The organism is Glutamicibacter sp. FR1 (assembly GCF_047300825.1).
In the GTDB taxonomy this organism is placed as follows: Bacteria; Actinomycetota; Actinomycetes; order Actinomycetales; family Micrococcaceae; genus Glutamicibacter; species Glutamicibacter nicotianae.
The window spans coordinates 1,338,602-1,359,677 of sequence record NZ_CP178602.1; the positions used below are offsets into that span (position 1 = coordinate 1,338,602).

The 21,076-nt window shown below is 62.3% G+C and carries 22 protein-coding genes; 18 read left to right on the plus strand and 4 right to left on the minus strand.

Annotated features, from left to right (window positions below; translation table 11 throughout):
• Positions 1-7 precede the first annotated feature (7 nt).
• The 13 genes from prmC (at position 8) to ACLQ8T_RS06650 (ending at position 11,061) form a co-directional block, all read left to right on the plus strand.
• The gene (prmC, locus tag ACLQ8T_RS06590; protein WP_413456116.1) at positions 8-865 is read left to right on the plus strand and encodes a peptide chain release factor N(5)-glutamine methyltransferase; all 858 of its coding nucleotides are present in this window, start codon (positions 8-10) and stop codon (positions 863-865) included.
• A 35-nt stretch (positions 866-900) separates the two neighbouring features.
• Positions 901-1,584, plus strand: coding sequence for an L-threonylcarbamoyladenylate synthase (locus ACLQ8T_RS06595; RefSeq protein ID WP_413456117.1), 684 nt, complete (start codon positions 901-903; stop codon positions 1,582-1,584).
• The gene (locus ACLQ8T_RS06600) at positions 1,581-2,702 is read left to right on the plus strand and encodes an MraY family glycosyltransferase (protein WP_413456118.1); all 1,122 of its coding nucleotides are present in this window, start codon (positions 1,581-1,583) and stop codon (positions 2,700-2,702) included. The genes ACLQ8T_RS06595 and ACLQ8T_RS06600 overlap by 4 nt, the downstream gene beginning before the upstream one ends.
• A gap of 170 nt (positions 2,703-2,872) precedes the next feature.
• A complete protein-coding gene (locus ACLQ8T_RS06605; protein ID WP_413456119.1) occupies positions 2,873-3,307 on the plus strand; it encodes a hypothetical protein in 435 nt (144 codons plus the stop codon).
• Between the two features lie 284 nt (positions 3,308-3,591).
• The gene (gene atpB / locus ACLQ8T_RS06610) at positions 3,592-4,383 is read left to right on the plus strand and encodes a F0F1 ATP synthase subunit A (RefSeq protein WP_413456120.1); all 792 of its coding nucleotides are present in this window, start codon (positions 3,592-3,594) and stop codon (positions 4,381-4,383) included.
• Positions 4,384-4,480: 97 nt separating this feature from the next.
• On the plus strand, positions 4,481-4,693 hold the full coding sequence (locus tag ACLQ8T_RS06615) for a F0F1 ATP synthase subunit C (RefSeq protein ID WP_413456382.1): 213 nt from the start codon (positions 4,481-4,483) through the stop codon (positions 4,691-4,693).
• 80 nt (positions 4,694-4,773) lie between these two features.
• Positions 4,774-5,328, plus strand: a complete 555-nt coding sequence (locus ACLQ8T_RS06620) for a F0F1 ATP synthase subunit B (RefSeq protein WP_413456121.1) — start codon at positions 4,774-4,776, stop codon at positions 5,326-5,328.
• Positions 5,328-6,140 carry a F0F1 ATP synthase subunit delta gene (locus tag ACLQ8T_RS06625; RefSeq protein WP_146274869.1) on the plus strand — a complete coding sequence of 271 codons (813 nt, stop codon included), beginning with the start codon at positions 5,328-5,330 and terminating at the stop codon, positions 6,138-6,140. Before ACLQ8T_RS06620 ends, ACLQ8T_RS06625 begins: the two co-directional genes overlap by 1 nt.
• A gap of 122 nt (positions 6,141-6,262) precedes the next feature.
• On the plus strand, positions 6,263-7,900 hold the full coding sequence (gene atpA, locus ACLQ8T_RS06630; RefSeq protein ID WP_060703342.1) for a F0F1 ATP synthase subunit alpha: 1,638 nt from the start codon (positions 6,263-6,265) through the stop codon (positions 7,898-7,900).
• A gap of 76 nt (positions 7,901-7,976) precedes the next feature.
• Entirely contained in the window at positions 7,977-8,870 is an 894-nt protein-coding gene (locus ACLQ8T_RS06635; RefSeq protein WP_060701293.1) for a F0F1 ATP synthase subunit gamma, read from the plus strand.
• A 36-nt stretch (positions 8,871-8,906) separates the two neighbouring features.
• Positions 8,907-10,352: a F0F1 ATP synthase subunit beta gene (gene atpD / locus ACLQ8T_RS06640; protein WP_060701294.1), complete on the plus strand. Its 1,446-nt coding sequence runs from the start codon at positions 8,907-8,909 to the stop codon at positions 10,350-10,352.
• Between the two features lie 2 nt (positions 10,353-10,354).
• Complete coding sequence (locus ACLQ8T_RS06645; protein WP_038990466.1) at positions 10,355-10,624, plus strand: F0F1 ATP synthase subunit epsilon; 270 nt, start codon at positions 10,355-10,357, stop codon at positions 10,622-10,624.
• Between the two features lie 8 nt (positions 10,625-10,632).
• Complete coding sequence (locus tag ACLQ8T_RS06650) at positions 10,633-11,061, plus strand: DUF2550 domain-containing protein (RefSeq protein ID WP_066137627.1); 429 nt, start codon at positions 10,633-10,635, stop codon at positions 11,059-11,061.
• 59 nt (positions 11,062-11,120) lie between these two features.
• On the opposite strand, the gene nagA is transcribed toward ACLQ8T_RS06650, so the two are convergent.
• The 3 genes from nagA to nucS all read right to left on the minus strand — a co-directional run bounded on the left by nagA (position 11,121) and on the right by nucS (position 13,977).
• Positions 11,121-12,329, minus strand: a complete 1,209-nt coding sequence (nagA, locus tag ACLQ8T_RS06655; protein ID WP_413456122.1) for an N-acetylglucosamine-6-phosphate deacetylase — start codon at positions 12,327-12,329, stop codon at positions 11,121-11,123.
• 86 nt (positions 12,330-12,415) lie between these two features.
• Positions 12,416-13,162: a DUF4126 domain-containing protein gene (locus ACLQ8T_RS06660; protein WP_413456123.1), complete on the minus strand. Its 747-nt coding sequence runs from the start codon at positions 13,160-13,162 to the stop codon at positions 12,416-12,418.
• A gap of 119 nt (positions 13,163-13,281) precedes the next feature.
• Complete coding sequence (nucS, locus tag ACLQ8T_RS06665; RefSeq protein WP_038990509.1) at positions 13,282-13,977, minus strand: endonuclease NucS; 696 nt, start codon at positions 13,975-13,977, stop codon at positions 13,282-13,284.
• Positions 13,978-14,036: 59 nt separating this feature from the next.
• Here nucS and ACLQ8T_RS06670 point away from each other — a divergent pair, with 59 nt between their 5' ends.
• Positions 14,037-14,408, plus strand: a complete 372-nt coding sequence (locus ACLQ8T_RS06670) for a hypothetical protein (RefSeq protein WP_413456124.1) — start codon at positions 14,037-14,039, stop codon at positions 14,406-14,408.
• A 23-nt stretch (positions 14,409-14,431) separates the two neighbouring features.
• Here the strand turns inward: ACLQ8T_RS06670 and ACLQ8T_RS06675 are convergent, their stop codons facing one another.
• Positions 14,432-15,781 carry an AI-2E family transporter gene (locus tag ACLQ8T_RS06675; protein WP_413456125.1) on the minus strand — a complete coding sequence of 450 codons (1,350 nt, stop codon included), beginning with the start codon at positions 15,779-15,781 and terminating at the stop codon, positions 14,432-14,434.
• Between the two features lie 161 nt (positions 15,782-15,942).
• On the opposite strand from ACLQ8T_RS06675, the gene ACLQ8T_RS06680 reads away from it, so the two are divergent.
• From ACLQ8T_RS06680 to ACLQ8T_RS06695, 4 genes are all read left to right on the plus strand, one after another.
• The gene (locus ACLQ8T_RS06680) at positions 15,943-17,649 is read left to right on the plus strand and encodes a hypothetical protein (RefSeq protein ID WP_413456126.1); all 1,707 of its coding nucleotides are present in this window, start codon (positions 15,943-15,945) and stop codon (positions 17,647-17,649) included.
• A gap of 5 nt (positions 17,650-17,654) precedes the next feature.
• On the plus strand, positions 17,655-18,566 hold the full coding sequence (locus tag ACLQ8T_RS06685; RefSeq protein WP_413456127.1) for a co-chaperone YbbN: 912 nt from the start codon (positions 17,655-17,657) through the stop codon (positions 18,564-18,566).
• 137 nt (positions 18,567-18,703) lie between these two features.
• Entirely contained in the window at positions 18,704-19,462 is a 759-nt protein-coding gene (locus tag ACLQ8T_RS06690) for an ABC transporter ATP-binding protein (RefSeq protein WP_204721624.1), read from the plus strand.
• Positions 19,444-21,009 (plus strand): transporter, encoded by a 1,566-nt coding sequence (locus tag ACLQ8T_RS06695; protein ID WP_413456128.1) that lies wholly within the window; start codon positions 19,444-19,446, stop codon positions 21,007-21,009. Before ACLQ8T_RS06690 ends, ACLQ8T_RS06695 begins: the two co-directional genes overlap by 19 nt.
• The last annotated feature ends 67 nt before the right edge of the window (positions 21,010-21,076 follow it).

The following is a 21,076-nucleotide window of genomic DNA, read 5'->3' on the forward strand; positions in this document are numbered from 1 at the left end:
CTGCGCCTTGGAAGAACTATCTGCCGTACGCCGCCAGGCGATTGCGGCGCTGACCGACGCCGGGGTGCCAAGCCCCGGCGTCGACGCCGATCTGCTGCTCTGCCATGTGCTGGGCATCGACCGCGCGCAGCTGAAGCTGCGCGAGCTGCGCGGCGACGGCCTTCAGCCGGCGCACCGGGAGCAGTTCACCGAGCTGGTGGCAGCCCGGCGCACCCGCATCCCGCTGCAGCACCTGACCGGCATCGCCTACTTCCGCTACCTGGAACTGAAGGTCGGGCCGGGGGTCTTCACCCCTCGGCCGGAAACCGAAACCGTGGTGCAGCTGGGCCTTGATTTCCTGGCGGCCCACGGGATCGGCAGCCCGCGGTGCATCGACTTATGCTCGGGTTCCGGCGCCATTGCCGCGGCCCTGGCCAGCGAGGTGCCGGCGGCCAGCGTCTGGGCCGTGGAGCTCTCGGATGATGCTATCGGCTACACCCGGGCCAACTGCGAACCCCACGGGGTCACCGTGCTGCACCGGGACGCCACGCAGGTGCCCGCCCAGCTGGACGCCACCATGGACCTGGTGATCTCCAATCCGCCGTATATCCCGCCGAATGCGGTGCCGCGCGAGGTCGAGGTGCGCGAGCACGACCCGGAGATGGCGTTGTACGGGCTGGGGAAGGATGGGCTGCAGGTCCCGCGTGTCGTCACAGCCCAGGCCCTGAAGCTGCTGCGTCCCGGCGGCTGGTACGTGATGGAACACGCCGAAGTGCAGCGCGAGAGCGCGGCGGCGATGCTGCGCGAAGCAGGGTTCACGCAGGTTGCCGGCCACCAGGACCTCACCGGGCGCGCCCGCGCCACATCCGGCTACGCGCCCCAATAACCAAACGACACACCAGTGCATGAAAGAATGATCCCGTGAGCACAATATTTTCGGTAAGCAACGAGCAGGAACACGCTGACGGCATCGCCGCAGCCAAGGCCGCACTGGCGGACAAGCGCTGCATCGTCTTGCCCACAGATACCGTCTACGGGATTGGCGCCGATGCCTTCAGCGCCCAGGGCGTAGCGATGCTGCTGGCGGCCAAGGGCCGCAGCCGTACCATGCCGCCACCGGTGCTGATTGCCCAGACCGCCACCATGGACGGGCTGGCCCGGGACATCCCAAAGGAAGCCCGGAAGCTGGCCGAAGCCTTCTGGCCGGGCGGCCTGACCCTGATCCTGCACGCCCAGCCGTCGCTGACCTGGGATCTGGGGGAGACCCGCGGCACCGTTGCGCTGCGCGTGCCCAACGATGACACCGCCCTGGAACTGCTGGGCCAGACCGGCCCGCTGGCAGTGTCCTCGGCCAACCGCACCGGCAACGCGGCGGCGCTGGATGTCGAGCAGGCCATCGCCCAGCTGGGCGAGTCGGTGGACGTGTACCTCGACGGCGGTCCGCGCGGTGCGGCCGGCGAAGAAGTCCTGCCCTCGACCATCATCGATTGCACCGGTGCGCACCTGCAGGTAGTCCGCTCGGGCGCAATTTCCATTGAGGAATTGCGCGTGGTTGTCCCTGGAATTCTCGATTTGGGACAGGACGCACCGGAAACCGGCGCATGAGAACATATGTCCTGCTCATAGCGTTCAGCTTTACGGTCTCGTTCCTGCTCACGCCGATCGTGCGCACGCTCGGCCAGCGCTTTACCGGGAACCAGCTGGTGCGCGAACGCGACCAGCATGAAAAGCCGATCGTGAAGTTCGGCGGGCTGGCAATCATCGCCGCATTCGCCGCAGGATTATGGCTCGCGAGCAATTTCCATTTCTTCCGCGGGGTTTTCGGCAATGACGAAGCCATCCGCGGCATCGCCTACGCGCTGGGCGTCATCGTGCTCATGGGTCTGGCCGATGACATGTACGACTTGAAGTGGTGGCTGAAGCTCGCCGGGCAGATCCTGATCGGCTGGCTGATCGCCACCCACGGAATCGTCATCCAGTCGCTGCCGGTCGGTTCGTGGCAGATCGATGAGCCGTGGCTGCAGATCGCGGTGACGGTGTTCCTGATCGTGCTGACCATGAACGCGATCAATTTCTCTGATGGGCTCGACGGCCTGGCCGCGGGCCTGGCCACAATTGGCGCGGCGACCTTCTTCGTGTATTCCTATGTGCTGGCCACGCATGTGAGCGCGGATGACTACGCGAATATCGGGGCGCTGCTCTGCGCCCTGCTGCTCGGCGCCTGCCTGGGCTTCCTGCCGCACAACTTCAACCCGGCGAATATCTTCATGGGGGAGACCGGGGTGCTGGCCATCGGCATGATCCTGTCGGTGGCCGCGATCGCGGTGACCGGGGATGTGCAGGGGCTGGAGGCCCGGCGCTTCCGCAACATCCCTGCCTACATGCCGATGCTGCTGCCGATGGTCATCGTCTTCCTACCAGTTCTGGACCTTGTGCTCTCGGTCTTCCGCAGGCTGGCCAACAAACGCTCACCCTTTTCACCGGACGCCAAGCACATCCACCACCGGATGCTGGCCCAGGGACATTCGGTGCGCCAGTCGGTGATCCTGCTGTACCTCTGGGCTGCCGTGATTGCTGTCTCAGTGGTGTCCATCGCCTTCATCCCGGTCATCCTGGTGGTGCCGATGGCCTTGCTGTTGTTCCTAGTGGCAGCGGTGGCGACCTGGCGTCCGCTGGTGATCAAGCGGGTTGATGCCCTGCGCAAGCGCATGGGCAAGGCCTAGCCCGGTTAATTAGCCAAGTAATGCATGAGCAATCTGTTTCTATCTCGTGTAGAATTCCATGTGGATCTTCTTCCTCCTGTTCTTTTCGGGAGCGGGTGGGAGTTTCAAGTTTCATCAGCATCGATGGGTGCACGATGGTCCCTCGGTGTTGACGAAGAAAGGTTGCGGACGTGAATCCTGGTTCTGCCCGCGTCAGTGCTTCGTCAGCCCCGAAATCCATCTGGCCGCCGATTCTCGGCTTGTCACTGGTGTATTCAGCGATCGCTACCGCCATTTTTTTCCTGATTTCATGGCTGGTAGCTGATCTCACCTACGCGCTTTCTGGCGCGCTGGCTGCCGGGATCGTGATCGGCTTTTTCGCAATTGGCATCCTCATCGCCGAAGCTGCCGGGCGAATCCGCCGCTCGTGGGCCATGCCCGCGTTCCTGGGCGTCTTTGTCATCAAGGTTTTCGGCATCGCCTTCGTGCTGTTGAACCTGGGGTTGCCCGAATGGGTCAACCGCCAGGGATTCGTTCTTGCAGCAGCTATCTCCCTTGTTGCCTGGCAGGTTGGCGAGGTGCGTGCCTTCATGAAGGCACGCCTGGCTATCTACAACGAGGAATAGAGTATTCCGCCCGACTATGTGTCGGTGGGGTGCTGTGAGTTTGATAAGCTTACTTCGGGTCATTTTTGGCCGTCCGCTGAACTGCGGGTGGTTTATGCAAGATGCATCCGCGGGGAGACCCGCAGATGGACCCTCATCAGGGTTGATGCTTTGGCATGGGCCATGATGGGATCCCCGTTTGATCTTTTCTTCACACGGTGAGAGGCAGTTACCGCCAGTCACCGCCTTTTGCCCGTGACCGTTACTGCAGAGAGGACAGCGCGTTGTTCGCGTTTGCGCTCCCAATGGCCTCAGAAGAAGGCGGCTTCGTACCGCCAACCGTTTCCGATACCCACCTTCCAGAAATCTTCCCTTGGATGGCGGAGTACGGCACGGGTTTCGGCAAGCAGATGCTCATGATCGTTTTGTCGATCGTGCTCATCACTTGGTTCTTCACCGCGGCCATCAAGAACCCTAAATTGGTTCCAGGCAAGATGCAGTACATCGCTGAAACCGGTTACGCATTCGTACGTAACGGAATTGGCCGCGACATCATCGGCGAGAAGAACTTCCGTCCTTGGATTCCTCTGCTGTTCGCGACCTTCTTCTTCGTACTGCTAAACAACCTCTTCGGCGCGATTCCGTTCCTGCAGCTTCCATCGTTCTCACACGCTGGTTCTGCCTACGCGATGGCTATCATCATCTACGGCACCTGGATTGCCGTAGGCCTGAAGAACCATGGTATCCGCTACTTCAAGCTGGCTGTCACCCCACCGGGTGTCAGCCCAGTGATGTTGATTCTGCTGGTGCCGTTGGAAATCATTTCTAACTTCATTGTCCGCCCGCTGACGCACTCGCTGCGTTTGATGGCAACGATGCTGGCAGGCCATATCATTGTGATGCTGGCTGCTTCAGGTGCACGCCACTTGATCGTCGTCCAGGACTCGCTGGCACTGAATGGTGTTGGTGTTCTGGTCATCGCAGGTTCCGTGGCTATGTACTTCCTGGAATTGTTGATCATGGTTCTGCAGGCGTTCGTGTTTACGCTGCTGACCGCGATCTACATCCAGGGTGCAATTGAAGCTGACGCCCACTAGGCCATTTCTTATTTACTAAATCCCAAATGTTCTTCCTTGAACGATTCAAGGAAAACCTCACAACCTACCGGCAAAAAGCCGGTATCTTGAAAGGAAAATTCGCATGAGCGGCTCCCTGAACATGATCGGCTACGGTCTGGCAGCAATTGGTTCGGCTATCGGCGTGGGCTTGATCTTCGCAGCGTACATCAACGGCGTTGCACGTCAGCCAGAATCACAGCGCATCTTGCAGCCAATCGCAATGCTCGGCTTCGCACTTGCTGAAGCACTGGCCATCCTTGGCCTGGTTTTCGCCTTCGTTATCAAGTAAGTCCTTCCCGGCTGTAGTGGCCTCGCCACTATCGCGAGGCATACACACAAGTGGAAACTAATAGATAAGGAATGGTGAGAATGAATAGCACTGACTTCATCCTCGCTGCGGGCGAATCGGTCAACCCGCTGATGCCTAACCCGTGGGAAATTCTCGTCACGGGCGTTGGCTTCGCGGTCCTCCTTTTCATCGTCATCAAGGTCATCGCTCCGAAGTTTGAGCAGTCCTATGAAGATCGCGTCACCGCGATCGAAGGCGGTCTTGAAAAGGCCGAGGCAGCGCAGAAGGAAGCAGAGGAGACCTTGGCACAGTACAAGGCCCAGCTTCTGGAAGCACGCACCGAAGCAAACCGCATCCGCGAGGAAGCTCGCAGCGAAGGCGCTCAGATCCTTGAAGATCTGAAGATCAAAGCAACCGACGAGGCTACTCGCATCAGCGAGCAGGCTCAGCGCCAGATCCAGGCAGAGCGCTCAGCCGCTCTGTCCTCGCTTCGCACCGACGTGGGCACCTTGGCCACCGAGCTTGCAAGCAAGGTTGTTGACGAAGCTCTGAAGGACGATGCCCGTGCACAGCGCGTGGTTGATCAGTTCCTGAACGATTTGGAAGCTCAGCAGAACGCAGGTGCATCGAACTAATGGCAAGTGTATCGAGCGAGTCATTGGCAAAGGCCTTGGAGTTCCTGGAACCCAAGCTGGCACTGGCATCTATTGAGCTGCCAAAGGAACTGTTCGCGGTCCTGGAAGTACTGGATGCAAATGCCGGTCTTCGCCGAGCACTGACTGATCCAGCCCGTGAAGATGCCGAAAAGGCAGGCCTCTTGGCTCAGCTGCTGCACGGAAAGGTCTCGGCTGCCGCTGAGGACACCGTCGCCCAGCTGGCTTCAACCCGCTGGAGCTCGGAACGCGACATTAGCGATGCGCTCGAAACTCTGGCTGTCACCGCGGCTACCGCAGTGGCGGAACAGCAGGACGGCGCTTCAGGGCTGAACAAGCTGGAGCAGGATCTGTTCTCCTTCATCGAGGTGGTCCGTGGAAACCACGAACTGCAGCGTGCGTTGGATGATGCACAGGCCCCAGTTGAAGCTAAGCGCGCACTTGCGCTCAAGCTTGTGCCTAACGCGTCGCAGACCTCGCAGGTTTTGATCTCCCAGGCAGTTTCGAACCCACGCGGTTTGAAGCCTGCAACCCTGGCCGAACGCTTCGTTGAACTAGTCGCCAAGCGCCAGCAGCGCTGGATCGCTACGGTGACCAGCACTGTGGAGCTTTCCGAGGCTCAGCGTTCGCGCCTGGAGACCAGCCTGAACAAGCTATACGGTCGTCAGCTCAAGCTCAACACCGCTATCGACCCATCGCTGGTCGGTGGACTGGTAGTAAAGGTTGGCGACGAAGTTGTCGACGCTTCCGTGGCATCGCGCGTGGCGGATTTGCGCCGCGCACTGGCTAGCTAGGACTTCTGCCAGGAGCTGGCTCCTGGCAGTTGTTCCGGCTCGCCGGGACCAACACAGACTTCATTCACATCGATCCACCATTCTTGAGGGTGGATCACAATTTAGGAGAGCAGGGACTGCAGATGGCCGATTTGACCATCAATGCCAACGACGTCCGCAATGCCCTAAACGAGTTCGCATCTTCCTACGAACCGGGTAAGGCAGAGCGCACCGAGGTGGGACGCGTCGTCGCCGCGAGCGACGGCATCGCCAGAGTGGAAGGTCTTCCTTCCGTTATGGCCAACGAGTTGCTGAAGTTCGAAGATGGCACCCTGGGCCTGGCCCAGAACCTCGATACCCGTGAAATCGGTGTCGTTGTGCTTGGTGACTTCACCGGCATCGAAGACGGCCAGAAGGTAGAGCGCACCGGCGAGATCCTTTCGGTTCCAGTCGGCGACGGCTACCTGGGCCGCGTTGTTGATCCACTGGGTGAGCCACTGGACAACATGGGCCCAATTGCCGCTGAAGGACGTCGTGCACTGGAGCTCCAGGCACCAGGCGTGACCCAGCGCAAGAGCGTTCACGAACCATTGCAGACCGGCCTGAAGGCCATCGACGCAATGATCCCGATCGGCCGTGGCCAGCGTCAGCTGATCATTGGCGACCGCCAGACCGGCAAAACCGCTATCGCGGTTGACGCCATCCTGAACCAGCGCGACAACTGGGCAACCGGTGACGAAACCAAGCAGGTTCGCTGCATCTACGTGGCAATCGGCCAGAAGGCATCGACCATCGCTGCCGTACGCCAGACCCTCGAAGAGCAGGGCGCCCTGGAATACACCACCATCGTGGCTTCCCCGGCATCTGACCCAGCAGGCTTCAAGTACTTGGCGCCATATGCAGGCTCGGCCATTGGCCAGCACTGGATGTACGGTGGCAAGCACGTTCTGATCGTCTTCGATGATCTGTCGAAGCAGGCTGAAGCCTACCGCGCCGTGTCCCTGCTGCTGCGCCGTCCGCCAGGACGCGAAGCCTACCCAGGTGACGTCTTCTACCTGCACTCCCGCCTGCTTGAGCGTTGCGCCAAGCTCTCGGACGAGCTCGGTGCAGGTTCGATGACTGGTCTTCCAATCATCGAGACCAAGGCCAACGACGTGGGCGCGTTCATCCCGACCAACGTTATCTCGATCACCGACGGCCAGATCTTCTTGCAGTCGGACCTGTTCAACGCCAACCAGCGCCCAGCTGTCGACGTGGGTATCTCGGTATCCCGCGTTGGTGGTTCGGCACAGGTCAAGGCCATGAAGAAGGTCTCCGGTACCTTGAAGCTTGAATTGGCTCAGTACCGCGACATGCAGGCCTTCGCAATGTTCGCTTCGGATCTGGATGCCGCTTCCAAGCAGCAGCTGACCCGTGGTGCACGCCTGATGGAACTGCTCAAGCAGGGCCAGTACACCCCATACGCTGTTGAGGATCAGGTCGTTTCGATCTGGGCCGGCACCAACGGCTACCTGGACGATGTCCCGGTTGAGGACGTACGCCGCTTCGAAGCTGAGTTCATCGACTACCTGCGTCACCGCACTGACGTTCTGACCGTAATCGGCCAGACCGGCAAGCTTGAGAACGAGACCTTGGAAGCCATGAAGTCCGGCATCGCCGACTTCAAGGCCGGCTTCTTCGGTGCAGGCAGCGATCAGCTGGTTGCCGCTGGCCACGAAGAGCACGACGCTCTGAACGCCGAGTCCGTTGACCAGGAACAGATCGTCAAGCAGAAGCGCTGACAATTTTCTTGTGCTGAAGTTGCGGCGCCGGTGACGGCGCCGCAACAACAGCACAGGGGATAAGGAAAGGACACACATGGGAGCCCAGATTCGGGTCTACCGCCAGAAGATCGGATCGACCAAGTCGATGCGCAAGATCTTCAAGGCGATGGAACTGATCGCTGCATCCCGCATTGGCAAGGCACGTACGCGTGTCGCGGCATCACTGCCGTACGCCAATGCGATTACCCGTGCAGTAACCGCCGTCTCGTCCCAGGCCGATGTCGAACACCCACTGACCACCGAGCCGGCGCAGGTACGCCGTGCCGCGGTCTTGGTGATGACCTCGGACCGAGGACTTGCCGGGTCCTACTCCGCCAGCGTTCTGAAGCAGGCAGAGCACCTCGTGGAACTCTTGCGTGAAGAAGGCAAAGAAGTCAAGACCTACCTGGTCGGCCGCAAGGCACAGGCTTACTTTGATTTCCGTTCACGCGAGTACGCCAGAGTGTGGACCGGGGAAACTGATTCTCCGCGTTTCGAAACCGCACACGAGCTGCGAGACGTCCTCCTGGAGGACTTCAACACCGACTACGAAGAGGGTGGCGTGGAAGAAATCCACGTCGTCTACACCCAGTTCAAGTCGATGGTCACGCAGGAACCGACGGTCATCCGTCTGTTGCCGTTGGAGGTTGTCGAGGATGAATCCGAGACTCCAACCGACGAGCTGTTGCCACTGTACGAGTTTGAGCCATCGGCGGAAGAAGTGCTTGACGCACTGCTTCCTCGGTACATCGAGTCTCGATTGTTCAACTGCCAGCTGCAGTCCGCAGCCTCCGAGCTTGCTGCACGCCAGCGGGCAATGAAGGCCGCAGGCGACAACGCAGGCGAACTGATCAAGAAGTACACACGATTGCTTAACAATGCCCGTCAGGCTGAAATCACCCAGGAGCTTTCGGAAATTATTGCCGGCGCCGACGCGCTGAACGGCTAATTCCCGACAGGTCCGACCAGACAAGAAGTGAGAAAGATGACTGCCCAACTCAACGAGCAGGTTACCGCAGGGGCCATCGGTCGCATCGCGCGCGTGACTGGCCCGGTCGTGGACGTCGAGTTCCCAGCCGATGCACTGCCTGCTATCTACAACGCACTGACCGCTGAGCTGACCCTCAACGGTGAAACCAAGAAGATCACCTTCGAAACCAGCCAGCACCTCGGTGAGGGCCTGGTTCGCGCGGTATCGCTGCAGGCCACCGACGGCCTGGTCCGCGGCACCTCGGTGACCGACACCGGCGCTGCGATCTCCGTCCCTGTTGGCGACGGCGTCAAGGGCCACATCTTCAACGTATTGGGCGACGCCCTGGACGTTGACAACTCGGAGATCCAGGTCACCGAGCGCTGGCCAATCCACCGCCAGCCACCTAAGTTCTCTGAACTTGAGGGCTCGACCGAAATGCTGGAAACCGGCATCAAGTCGATCGACCTTCTCACCCCGTACATCAAGGGTGGAAAGATCGGCCTGTTCGGCGGCGCCGGCGTGGGCAAGACCGTGCTGATCCAGGAAATGATCACCCGTGTTGCACGTAACTTCGGTGGTACTTCGGTATTCGCCGGTGTGGGCGAGCGCACCCGTGAAGGCAACGACCTCTGGGTCGAAATGGATGAGGCCAACGTTCTGAAGGACACCGCCTTGGTGTTCGGCCAGATGGATGAGCCACCAGGAACCCGTCTGCGCGTGGCACTGTCCGCACTGACCATGGCGGAATACTTCCGCGATGTCCAGAACCAGGACGTGCTGCTGTTCATCGACAACATCTTCCGCTTCACCCAGGCCGGTTCCGAGGTGTCGACCCTGCTGGGCCGCATGCCTTCCGCCGTGGGCTACCAGCCGAACTTGGCCGATGAAATGGGTCTGCTGCAGGAACGCATCACCTCGACGAAGGGCCGCTCGATTACCTCGATGCAGGCTGTCTACGTCCCGGCCGATGACTACACCGACCCGGCTCCAGCAGCAACCTTCGCCCACCTGGATGCAACCACCGAGCTGTCGCGTGAAATCGCGTCGCGCGGCCTGTACCCGGCAATCGATCCGCTGACCTCGACCTCGCGAATCCTAGATCCGCAGTACATCGGCCAGGATCACTACGATGTAGCCATCCGCGTGAAGGCTATCCTGCAGAAGAACAAGGAACTGCAGGACATCATCGCGATCCTCGGTATCGACGAACTGGGCGAAGAGGACAAGATCGTCGTTGCCCGTGCACGCCGCATCCAGCAGTTCCTGTCGCAGAACACCTACACCGCAAAGCAGTTCACCGGTGTCGAGGGCTCGACCGTATCGATCAAGGACACCATCGAAGGCTTCAAGGCCATCTGCGATGGCGACCTGGACCACATTGCAGAACAGGCGTTCTTCAACATCGGCGGTCTTGACGACGTCGAGCGCCAGTGGGCCGAAATCCAGAAGGCCAGCTAATCATGGCTGAGCTTCAGGTCGAAATCGTCGCGGCCGACCACTTCGTGTGGTCGGGCGCAGCGAAGCTGGTCAAGGCTCGTTCGGTGGACGGCGAGATCGGTGTTCTGCCCGGTCACGTTCCGATGCTGTCCGTGCTTGCCGCTGGGGACCTGGAAATCGAACCGGTTTCCGAGTCCCGCTTCTCGGTCCAGATCGATGGGGGCTTCTTCTCCGTTGATTCGGATCGCGTAGTAATCGTTGCTGACAACGCTGTGCTTGGTACCGCAGCGTAGGCGATGAATTGTTCGAGATAACCGCACCAGTTCTGATCGCGTTGCTGATCCTGATCGGCATCGCCATGTTCTTCGGGGCCATGGCCGTGCGCCGCATCCAATTGCGGCGCACGCTGGGCACCTTCGATGCATCAATCCTTGCGCCGTCGGGCAAATGGATCATGGTCATCGGCCGCTACGGCGGAGCGCATGTGGACCTGTTGCGGTTTTTCTCTGTCTCCCCGGTGCCGAGCTTCGTGATCGAGCGCCGCGGACTGGACATCACCGGAACGCGCCAGCCCACCGATGAGGAAACCTCGCGGATCCCTCCGGGATTCATCATCGTGATGCTGGTGCGCAGCGGTGAGGAACTGCTGCTGGCCATGGACTACCGTGACTACACCGGCTTCTCGGCCTGGCTCGAAGCCGGTCCGATCGCCGGAAGCTGGCAGATCTAGCACTTGAATACGCGAAGACCGCCGCTGCAGATGCAGCGGCGGTCTTCGCTTCTTAAAGGCTAGAGGTATTCCCCGTTGCGGATCGTCTGGACCAGCTGCAGGTCGGCATCGAGGACCAGCGCGTCGGCCGCGAAGCCGTAGTGCAGGGAGCCGACTTCATCGGCCAATCCGATCAGCGAGGCGGGGATGGACGTGGCCGAGTTGACCGCCTCGACCAGCGAGACCCCTGCCTGCACCGCATGCTGGACGATCTGGAGCAACGTGCAGGTGCCGCCGGCCAGCGAATTATCGCTCGACAGCCGTGCCTGGCCGTTGGACACGGTCACCTCCTGCGGGCCGAGAGCGTACTGGCCATCGGCCAAGCCGGTGGCTGCCATGGAATCGCTAACCAGCAGGATGTTGCTTCCGCCCACCAGCCGGTAGACCAGCCGCACGGTATCGGGGGACAGGTGCACCCCGTCGGCGATCAGCTCCACGAATGCATTGCGGTTCACCGCTTCTTCCAGGCAGGCGGCCACCGGTCCCGGCTCGCGGTGGTGCAGCGAGGGCATGCCGTTGAACAGGTGGGTGACCGTCGGGCGTTCGGTGAATCCGTCCACCCCGGCGCTGCGCAGCTGCTCGCGGGCAAAGCGCAGCGAATCGGAGGCGACCTGCGCGCTGGCATCGGTATGCCCCAGCGAGGGAACCACGCCGTGGGAGACCAGCTGCTCGATGATTTCCTCGGTGCCGTCCAGCTCGGGGGCATAGGTCATGGTGCGCAGCTGGCCGCGGCTGGCGGCCACCAACTCGCTGACGAAGCCGGGATCAGGTTCCTGCAGGAAGCGCGGATCCTGGGCGCCGCAGCGGGCTTCGGAGAGGAACGGGCCCTCGGCATGGATGCCGGCAATCTTCCCGGCCTCGGCCAATTCGGCGAGCAGCTCGGCGGCCTCGATCATCGACGACGGCTCAGCGGTGACCAGCGAGGCGAGCAGCGTTGTAGTGCCCGAACGGTGCAGGTACTCGATGGCTTCGGTGACGCTCTTGTGATCCGGCGACGAGAAATCAGCGCCGAGGGCGCCGTGGCAGTGCAGGTCAATCAGGCCCGGGATGATGATGGATCCCGGGGCCACCTCGAGCACCGGGTAGTCGGAGGCGTCGGGCAGGGCGGTGAAGTCATCGCGGTTGCCGGCAAAGCGGATGCGGTCTCCCTCGACGGCGAGCACGCCATCGGTGACCTTGAGACCATCGGAAATCAGGGTGGCGAACAAAGCGTAGCGCGTCGTAGTCATGTTCCCAGCTTAGAAGAGAGAAGGCATCCAGTCACCGACTTGGCGGATTATTCTCGCAGCGGACGTGGAGGGCCGGCGCCATGCGCTCAGCCGCGTGTAGCGGCAGGATCCGGGTTTTCCGGATCGGTGCCGGAAGCGATGAGCTTCAGCGATTGCCAGGCGCTGGCATTCCCGCCGGTGTCGCTCTGCGCTTCGCGGGCGGTCCGTGCGGCGGCCTGCTTCTCCTTCGCGTTGCCGAATTTGCTCTTCAGCGAGCGGTAGGCCTTGCGGAACATCCGGTAGAGGAGGAAACCTATCGCCACGGCAGCCAGGCCGAGCAACGCGGCCAGCACCGGAAGCAGCACCGCGGCGAGGACGAGCACCAGCGCACCGAAATCCTCGATCAGGCTGCGCACCCATTGGGTCACTGGTTCGGGCACGACGTTGGTTGCCGCGGTCAGCGATGATTTGCCCAGGCTCACCGACAGCGCGGATCCCGCACCGAGCAACCCGGTCACCACGGCAACTTCCACTCCCGAGTTGGCCCCAAGCCCAATGCCTACCAGCGCTCCGAAGACCGGGCGCAGCCATACGGAGACCGTTTCCATGGACAAGTTCAGGAAAGGGATCTTGTCCAGGCCCGCTTCGCCAATGGCCAGCACCGCGCAAATCGCCAGAACCCAAGGATTGCTGATGCTCTCGGGGATCTGCCGGGCGGCGGAGGCGATCATCTCTGGTGCGGTGTCGGGAATTGCGAGTCCCGCAATGCCGAGCGCCAACACGGTGAAGTAGGGCCGAAGTCCGGCGGCGGAACCGCTGCCAATGGCCATGAGCGAAGCTGTCAGCGGATCCAATGGTCCTCCCGGCAAAGCTGGCTGGTGCCGTGCGGCCCCAAGCGCATTTGGTTGAGGAGATCAGATTAGCAGTCGGCAGGCAGCTCCGGGACTCGTAGCGCGTGGGGCAGGACTCTGCGCTAGAAGAGACGTCCTGCAGAATCGTCGACACCGCGCATGGCGTCGTAGTCCAGGGTGAGGCAGCGTATGCCGCGGTCCTCGGCCAGGGTGCGGGCCTGCGGCTTGATCTGCTGGGCGGCGAAGATGCCGGTCACCGGCTTGAGCAGCGGATCGCGGTTGAGCAGGTCCAGATAGCGGGTCAGCTGTTCCACGCCGTCAATGTCGCCGCGGCGCTTGAGCTCTACCGCTACCGTGGCGCCCTTGGCATCACGGGCCAGGATGTCCACCGGGCCGATGGCGGTCATGTACTCGCGGCGGATCAGTTGGTGGCCGTCGCCGAGCAACTCGATCTGCTCGGCCAGCAGTCGCTGCAGGTCGGCCTCGACGCCGTCTTTGACCAGCCCCGGATCATTGCCCAGAATGTGGGCCGAGTCGTGCTCGAAGCTGTGGAAGTGGATGGTCAGCTTGTCATCGGTCTTGGCGCTGGCCACGATCCACGTGGCGGTGGCTCCCAAAGCGGCGGCTTCCTCGTCGGGGTCGGCCTCGCGCAGGGTCAATGGAGGATTCATCCAGTTCAGCGGCTTGTAGCTGCCGCCATCCGAGTGGATTAGAACCGATCCATCGGCCTTGACCATGATCAGGCGGGTCGCCAACGGAAGGTGGGCTCGCAGACGGCCCTCGTAATCTACTGAACACTTCGCTACCACTAAACGCACCCCACACACTTTACTAGCTGGTTGCGACTTGTGCCCTCAGATACGGCATGATTAATGACATGCCACGTTCCAACCGCCCGCGCCGCTCGAAGAATTCACGACCTGCCAGAGGCCGGAACTCCGGATCCGACCACGGCTACGGGGATGACGAGCAAGAGTACGGAGCGGACCAGGAAGAGTGGATGCAACGGGCCCGCTTCGGCGTGGTGCTCCGCCAGGATGCCCCGGATGGGCAGTGGCATGTCCGCAAGATCGCGCCGCTGAACGCCAACAAGATCTACACCTGCCCTGGGTGCCACCGATCCATCGGCGTGGGCGTGGCCCATGTGGTTGCCTGGCGGGCGGATCACTGGTCCGGGGATGAAGCCGCGGCCAATGCGCGCCGCCACTGGCATCCGCACTGCTGGGAAACCCGTTCCTACCGCTACTAGGGCCAGCAAGCTGGGGGAGTCCGCTAGCGGCGGTCCTGGCGTGCGATGAATACCTCGCGCAACAGGATCATTGCGCTGGCAGCTACCGGAATGGCCATCAGCGCACCGGTGACTCCGGCCAGGCTGCCACCGGCAATCACCGAGATCACGGCGACCGCGCCGGGCACTGCCACCGCACGGCGCATGATGCGCGGCGAGACGAAGTAGGCTTCGATTTGCAGGTAGCCGAAGTAGCAGATGGCATAGATCAGCGCGGTTTGCCACCCCAGGGACAGGGTCACCAAGGTGACCAGCACACCGGCGATCACGCCACCAACCAGTGGGATGAAGGCCAGCAAGGCCACCAGCAAGGTGAGCAGCGCGGTGAACGGAACGCCTAGGATGCTCATCAGGAGCAGCGCCACCAGGCAGTTCAGTATCGCGACGGTGGCTTGGCCCATGACATAGTTGCCCACCGAGCGGGTGATGCGCACGGTCAATTCCGAGACGCGCTCGCGCTTGGAGCGAGGGGCCAGGCGCAGCGAGAAGCCCATCATGCCCGGCAGTGACGCCAGGAAGTAGATGGCCAGCACCAGCACGATCAGCACGCCGAACATCGACTGCGCGACGGTTTGCGAGACGCCCAGGACACCGCCGAAGACATTCGTTACTGCGCCCGAGTCGCCAAAGAAGCGGTCCACCTCGGTAGTGATGCGCTGGGAGATTGCATACTGGCGGTCGATTTCCCTGACCCATTCGCTGTTGAGGAAATCATCGACGATTTCAGGCGCCCGCGTGATGAAAGCGGTGATCTGATTGACCAGGGTGGGGATGATCAAGGCCATGAAGCCGCCGAAGATTGCCAGCAGGCTGACCATGGTCGCGGTCACGGCCAGCGGACGGGAGAGCCCCTTGCGCATCATGAAGCGCACAATCGGGTCAAGGCCCAGGGCAATGAACAGCGCAATGGCAATCCAGGTCATCAGCGAGCCGACATTGGTCAGCAGGTAGAAGCCGCCCAGGGCGATGCCGACCCCGATGGTGCCCAGGAAGCCCATGGAAATCGGGTGCAGCGCAGGAATCGGTTCGGGGGAGCCCTCCAGCGGCTGCTCGGGTTCCTCGCCGAGGGCCGCGCCGCGCTGCGGGGCGTTGAGCAGCTTGCCCACCCGGTCGGCGAGCTTCCTGGTCCAGCCCTCGCGAGCCGCAGCGCCGCCCGATAGCGCAGAATCGGGATAGCGGGGGACCGGCGTGCCCTCTGATGGGGGTGGCGCTGGCTGGGAATACGCTGTGGATTCCGGGCCTGGGGTCTCTGGTTCCACGGAGCGCTCAGGTGCGTGCGATTGCTCGTCGTGCGCGTGCTGAGCGCGATGCGGGCGCGGGTGATCTGGCTCCATGGGTCAGAGCATATCGCGCATTGGAGTCTATTAAGTGGTTCAAGGCACCACTCAATTGCGGTGTTGAGGCAGTTCACAGGCACGGATCGGAACCATGATCCGCCGTAACTCGTTAGACTTGTCGAAGAACAGCTGTGAGACGTAGGCGAATAGGTGAACTTGTGCGAAAAGTAATCTCCGTGATCGCGATGCTGCTGGGGGCCGTGGCCCTGGTGGTCGGCATCGGACAGAAGACCTTTTGGGCGCCGCCCGAAACGGTGACCGCGACCATGCCGCAACTATCCGGTGAGGCCCCGCTGACCCTGATTGAATCCTCGGTCAACGACCCCAAGCTGGATCCGGTGGAACTGGTGATCAAGTCGAAGGGTGAATTCACTGCATCCTTGGGACGCGATTATGATGTCGAGGCGTGGATCGGTGATGCCGCGCACGTATCGGTCACCGGCATCGACACGACCAACCACAAGATGATTGCCGAATACGCCAAGGGTGAAGCCGAAGTGCCGAACCCCGCCGGCGATGACATCTTCTTCGACTCGCAGACTGCCGAGCAGACCATGACCTACCGCTGGACCGCTCCGGATTCCGGCGACTGGTCCCTGCTGCTGGCCGCCGGCGGAAAGGATGCCGCTCCAGTGGACATCTCGGTCACCTACGCCAATGACGACGCCATGCCGTTCGCCCTGCCGCTGATCATTGCCGGCGCGCTGCTGCTGGTCTTCGGACTGGCCTTGCTGGCCATGCGCCCGGGCAAGGCGAAGACCGGCTCGAACACCCAGCACTCGGTCGCCGCCGTGGCAGTTGTCGCCCTGGCCATCTCCGGCGTCTCGCTGCCGATGGCTCCAAGCGACGAGGACCGTGCCAAGGCCTCGGAATCGGCGCAGAAGTCCGAAGAAGCGAAGTCCGAAGAAGCCAAGGCCGACGAGGCCAAGGGCTCCGAATCCGCCGCTTCCTCGGAGGAGGAAGCGGCCAGCTTCCCGGTGATCACCGAAGAGCAGCTCAAGCGCGTGCTGGCCGATGCCCAGAAGCAGATCGCCAAGGCCGATGAAAAGAACGATTCCAAGGCCCTGGAACAGCGCAGCGCCGGTGCTTTCAAGTACCTGCGCAGCAAGCGCTACGACATGCTCAAGGAAGAGTTCAAGGTCGACAAGCCGATGGCGCTCACGACCCAGGTGATCCGCTCGGCCGCGGTGCCGAACGCGACTGAAGCGAAGTTCCCGCGCGTGATCTCCGTGGTGACCGCGAAGAACAACGACGCAGATACCCTGCCGCAGGCGCTGACCCTGGTGCAGGCCAATGCCCGCGAGAACTTCAAGGTGGTCTTCGCCGGACAGATGCTGCCGAACTCCACCTTCCCGGGCATCGCGGTGGGCGATCCGTCGACCAAGCAGCTGAGCGCCGACGCCGAAGGCCTGCAGATGACCCCGAAGAAGGCGCTGGAAGCGCTGGGCAAGGTCCTGACCGATCCCAAGGCCAAGGACAAGGGCAAATTCGCGGAGTCCGACTTCATCAAGGCGGTGCACGCGGCCCAGAAGGATGAGTCCAAGGAAGCCAACGAGGCAAACGTCAAGTACAAGCGCTCGGTCACCGAGGGAGACACCAAGGTGGTCTCCACCCCGGATGGCGGCGCGATTGTCACCGGCAAGCTGAACAACAAGGCGCTGTTCGTCCGCACCGAAGACGCCGAACCGCTCAAGAGCACCGACAAGCTGACCGAACAGCTGCTGGGCTCCAGCTCGTCGAACGGCGACGTCGAGAGCACCTACGCCGAACCCGTGATGTTCTACCTGCCAGCCGATGGTTCCAAGGACAAGATCCAGCTGATCTCGGCAAGCCAGGTCCTGCTCGATGTGAAGGAAGTTGACTGATCCCCATGACTGATCAGAACATCCCTTCGACCCGCGGTGCGGTGGATCTCTCGGCGCTGGCCAACCACGGCCCGGAAGCAACCGGCAGCACCCCAGGCGGTGCCGCCAGCTGGACCACCAGCCTGGACGAGGCCGCGTTCCAGCAGTTCGTCGGCCTGTCCCAGCAGGTGCCCGCCATCGTTTCCCTCGGCTCGCCGCGCGTGCAGGTCTCTGCAGACCTGGATGCGACCCTGCGCAAGCTGGTGGATGCCAAGGGCGGCAAGTTCGTCCTCGGCCTCGTGGATGCCGAAAGCTACCCGCAGATCGCCCAGGCCTTCCAGGCGCAGCAGATCCCGATGGTGGTTGCGCTGATCAAGGGCCAGCCGGTGCCGCTGTTCCAGGGGCCTGCCGAAGAAGCGCAAATTGCCCAGGTTTTCGCGCAGCTTGAACAGCTCGCCGTGCAGCAGGGCATGAGCGGCACCGCCCCGGCATTCTCCGGGCAGGCCGGCCAGGCCGAGCCGGAACTGCCGCCGCTGCACCAGAAGGCAGTCGACGCCATCGATGCGGGGGACTACGCCACCGCCGAGGCAGCCTACCTGGAGGCGCTGAACGAAAAGCCGAACGACAAGGACGCGCAGGTTGGTGTGTACCAGGTCCGCTTGCTCTCGCGCACGCACAACCTGGATCTGAACAAGGCCCGCGAGCAGGCCGCGCAGAACCCCGAGGACATCGCGGCGCAGCTGGCTGTCGCCGACCTGGATGTGGTCGGCGGGCATGTCGAGGACGCCTTCGCCCGGCTGGTCTCGCTGATCTCCAAGCTGGCAGATGAAGACCGCGAGCGGGTGCGCCGCCGCCTGATCGAGCTCTATGCGGTCATTGGCAATGCCGACCCACGCGTCGCCGCCTCGCGCCAGAAGCTGGCCCGCGTACTCTTCTAGGCTGATGCCGAAGCGCTGAAGCGCACACCCAGCAAGCCGCGGTCCGGAATATTTCCCGGGCCGCGGCTTTGTCTTGCCTTCAGGTTTAATTCCAAAGGATGATGTGTTCTGACTAGGGGCATTGCTAGCCTTAAACTATGAATCAGATCGCACTGGACATCCGGTCTCTCGCCAAGCAATTTGGCGCCAAGATTGCCGTGAACAACGTCAGCCTGCAAGTTCCCGCCGGTTCATTCTATGGGCTGGTCGGGCCCAATGGCGCCGGAAAGACTACCATGCTCTCGATGGCTACCGGTTTGCTGCGCCCGGATGCGGGTCAGGCGGTGGTCAACGGCGTGGATATCTGGGCCGACCCGCACGCCGCCAAGTCCACCCTGGGCGTCCTGGCCGATGGCGTGCGCCAATTCGATCGGCTCACCGGCCGGCAGCTGGTGACCTATTCCGGGCTGCTGCGCGGCATGGACCGTGCCGAAGTTGCCCAGCGGACCGAGGACCTGCTGCGCGTGATGGACCTGCTGGACGACGGCGACAAGCTGGTGGTGGACTACTCCGCCGGCATGACCAAGAAGATCGCCTTGGCTACCGCGATGATCCATTCGCCAAAGCTGCTGGTGCTCGATGAGCCCTTCGAGGCAGTGGACCCGGTCTCGGCGGCGAATATCCGCGACATCCTGAACAACTACGTGGAATTCGGCGGCACCGTGATCGTTTCCTCGCATGTGATGGACCTGGTCCAGCGCATGTGCACGCACGTGGCGGTCATTTCCGATGGCATGCTCAAGGCGCAGGGCACCGTGGACGAGGTCCGCGGCGGCATGAGCCTGGAAGACCGCTTCGTCGATCTGGTGGGCGGCCGCGCCAATAACGAGGGGCTGTCATGGTTGCGCACGTCCTAAGCCTGAAACTGCGCTTGCTGGCCAACGGATTCAAGCGCTCCATCGGCCAGCTGATCGGCGTCATCATCGGCGGCCTGTACGCCCTGGGCATGATCACCATGCTGACCTTGGCCGTGTGGTTCGCCGCTGACGAGATCCCTTTCCAGGGCGAAATCTTCACCCTTATCGGTTCGGCAGTGGTGCTGGGCTGGGCCGTCATCCCGCCGCTGCTGACCGGCGTCGACCTCACCCTGGAACCGTCGCGCTTCGTCCAATTCGGGATTCCGGAAAAGACCCTGGGCCCGGCCCTGGTGCTGGCCGGCTTTATCTCGATTCCTGCAGTGCTGACCGTTCTCGGCCTGCTGGGCGCCTCGCTGATGTGGCGAAGCGATGCAGGTGCGCTGATGCTGGGCCTGCTGGCTGCGATGGCGACCGCGGTGATGGCGATCCTGCTGTGCCAGTACCTGGTGATCATGGCAACCGCGCTGCGCGCCAAGCGCCGCTTCCGCGAATTGACGTTCGCGCTGCTGTTCCTGCTGCTCGTCGGGCTGGGCCCGATCATGGCTTCGGCGTTCTCCGCGGCAGAGTCCATGGGCGAATGGATCCATCCGCTGTCCACGGTGCTCGGCTACACCCCGCTCGGCGCCTTTGCCGCTGTTCCCGGGGCCTATGCCTCGGCGCTCTACGGGCAAATGGCCATCCACCTGGCCCTAGGTGCGGCCTACCTCGGCGGGCTCTATGTCCTGCTGGCTCGCGCCACCGCAAAAGCCGCGATTACCCCGCCGCCGCAGCAGCGCGCTGCCACGGCCAAGGGGCTGGGCTTCTTCAAGCTGCTGCCGGCAACGCCGACCGGCGCCGTCGCCGCCAGGGCACTGACCTATTGGTTCAAGGATCCGCGCTACGCCGTGGGCGTGCTGATTGTGCCGGTGCTTCCATTGCTCTTCTGGTTCACCGGCAGCCAATCCGGCAACTACACGATGATGTATCTGATGGGGCCGCTGATCGGCATCCTGCTGGGCTTCTCCATCTCCGCAGACATTTCCTATGACAACACGGCCTTCGCACTGCACGCATTGACCGGCATATCCGGCCGGGCCGATCGCGCTGGACGGGCGCTGTCCTGCTTCCTGATTGGCATCATTCCGGTCCTGGCCGCCGCGATCCTGCCGGGCCTGATCGCTGGCGAGCTGTGGCGCATCCCGGGTGATCTGGGCTTGTCGCTGGCCGCGCTGTTCGTCGCGTTGGGCGTTTCCTCGGTGTCTTCGGCCCGCTACACCTATGCGGTGCCACTTCCGGGCGATAACCCGATGAAGACCCCTCCTGGCAGCGGCATGCGCATGGCGCTCACGCAGCTGGGCATCATGCTCACCATGGGACTCTTGCTGATCCCGGTGCTCATTCCCTACGCCATCGGCTGGTTCCAGCACTCACAGGTCTTGGGCTTCATCACCCTGGGTGCGGGCCTGGTTCTGGGCATCGGACTGGTGTTCGCCGGCATTGCCCTCGGCGGCAAATGGTATGAGAAGCGCACTCCAGAGTTGATGCAGTCGGTCATGCTCAACAAGTAGGCAGGGCAGCAGGAACGGCATCCTGGGCCGTCCGGCGGGAAGCAATTTCCCGCCGGACGGCCTTCTT

Excerpts from the sequence above, each read along its gene's own strand:
- ACLQ8T_RS06600 (WP_413456118.1), top strand. The coding sequence starts at position 1,581 with ATGAGAACATATGTCCTGCTCATAGCGTTCAGCTTTACGGTCTCGTTC.
- atpB (WP_413456120.1), top strand. The coding sequence starts at position 3,592 with ATGGCCTCAGAAGAAGGCGGCTTCGTACCGCCAACCGTTTCCGATACC.
- ACLQ8T_RS06620 (WP_413456121.1), top strand. The coding sequence starts at position 4,774 with ATGAATAGCACTGACTTCATCCTCGCTGCGGGCGAATCGGTCAACCCG.
- ACLQ8T_RS06625 (WP_146274869.1), top strand. The coding sequence starts at position 5,328 with ATGGCAAGTGTATCGAGCGAGTCATTGGCAAAGGCCTTGGAGTTCCTG.
- atpA (WP_060703342.1), top strand. The coding sequence starts at position 6,263 with ATGGCCGATTTGACCATCAATGCCAACGACGTCCGCAATGCCCTAAAC.
- ACLQ8T_RS06635 (WP_060701293.1), top strand. The coding sequence starts at position 7,977 with ATGGGAGCCCAGATTCGGGTCTACCGCCAGAAGATCGGATCGACCAAG.
- atpD (WP_060701294.1), top strand. The coding sequence starts at position 8,907 with ATGACTGCCCAACTCAACGAGCAGGTTACCGCAGGGGCCATCGGTCGC.
- ACLQ8T_RS06645 (WP_038990466.1), top strand. The coding sequence starts at position 10,355 with ATGGCTGAGCTTCAGGTCGAAATCGTCGCGGCCGACCACTTCGTGTGG.
- nagA (WP_413456122.1), bottom strand. The coding sequence starts at position 12,329 with ATGACTACGACGCGCTACGCTTTGTTCGCCACCCTGATTTCCGATGGT.
- ACLQ8T_RS06670 (WP_413456124.1), top strand. The coding sequence starts at position 14,037 with ATGCCACGTTCCAACCGCCCGCGCCGCTCGAAGAATTCACGACCTGCC.
- ACLQ8T_RS06675 (WP_413456125.1), bottom strand. The coding sequence starts at position 15,781 with ATGGAGCCAGATCACCCGCGCCCGCATCGCGCTCAGCACGCGCACGAC.
- ACLQ8T_RS06685 (WP_413456127.1), top strand. The coding sequence starts at position 17,655 with ATGACTGATCAGAACATCCCTTCGACCCGCGGTGCGGTGGATCTCTCG.
- ACLQ8T_RS06690 (WP_204721624.1), top strand. The coding sequence starts at position 18,704 with ATGAATCAGATCGCACTGGACATCCGGTCTCTCGCCAAGCAATTTGGC.
- ACLQ8T_RS06695 (WP_413456128.1), top strand. The coding sequence starts at position 19,444 with ATGGTTGCGCACGTCCTAAGCCTGAAACTGCGCTTGCTGGCCAACGGA.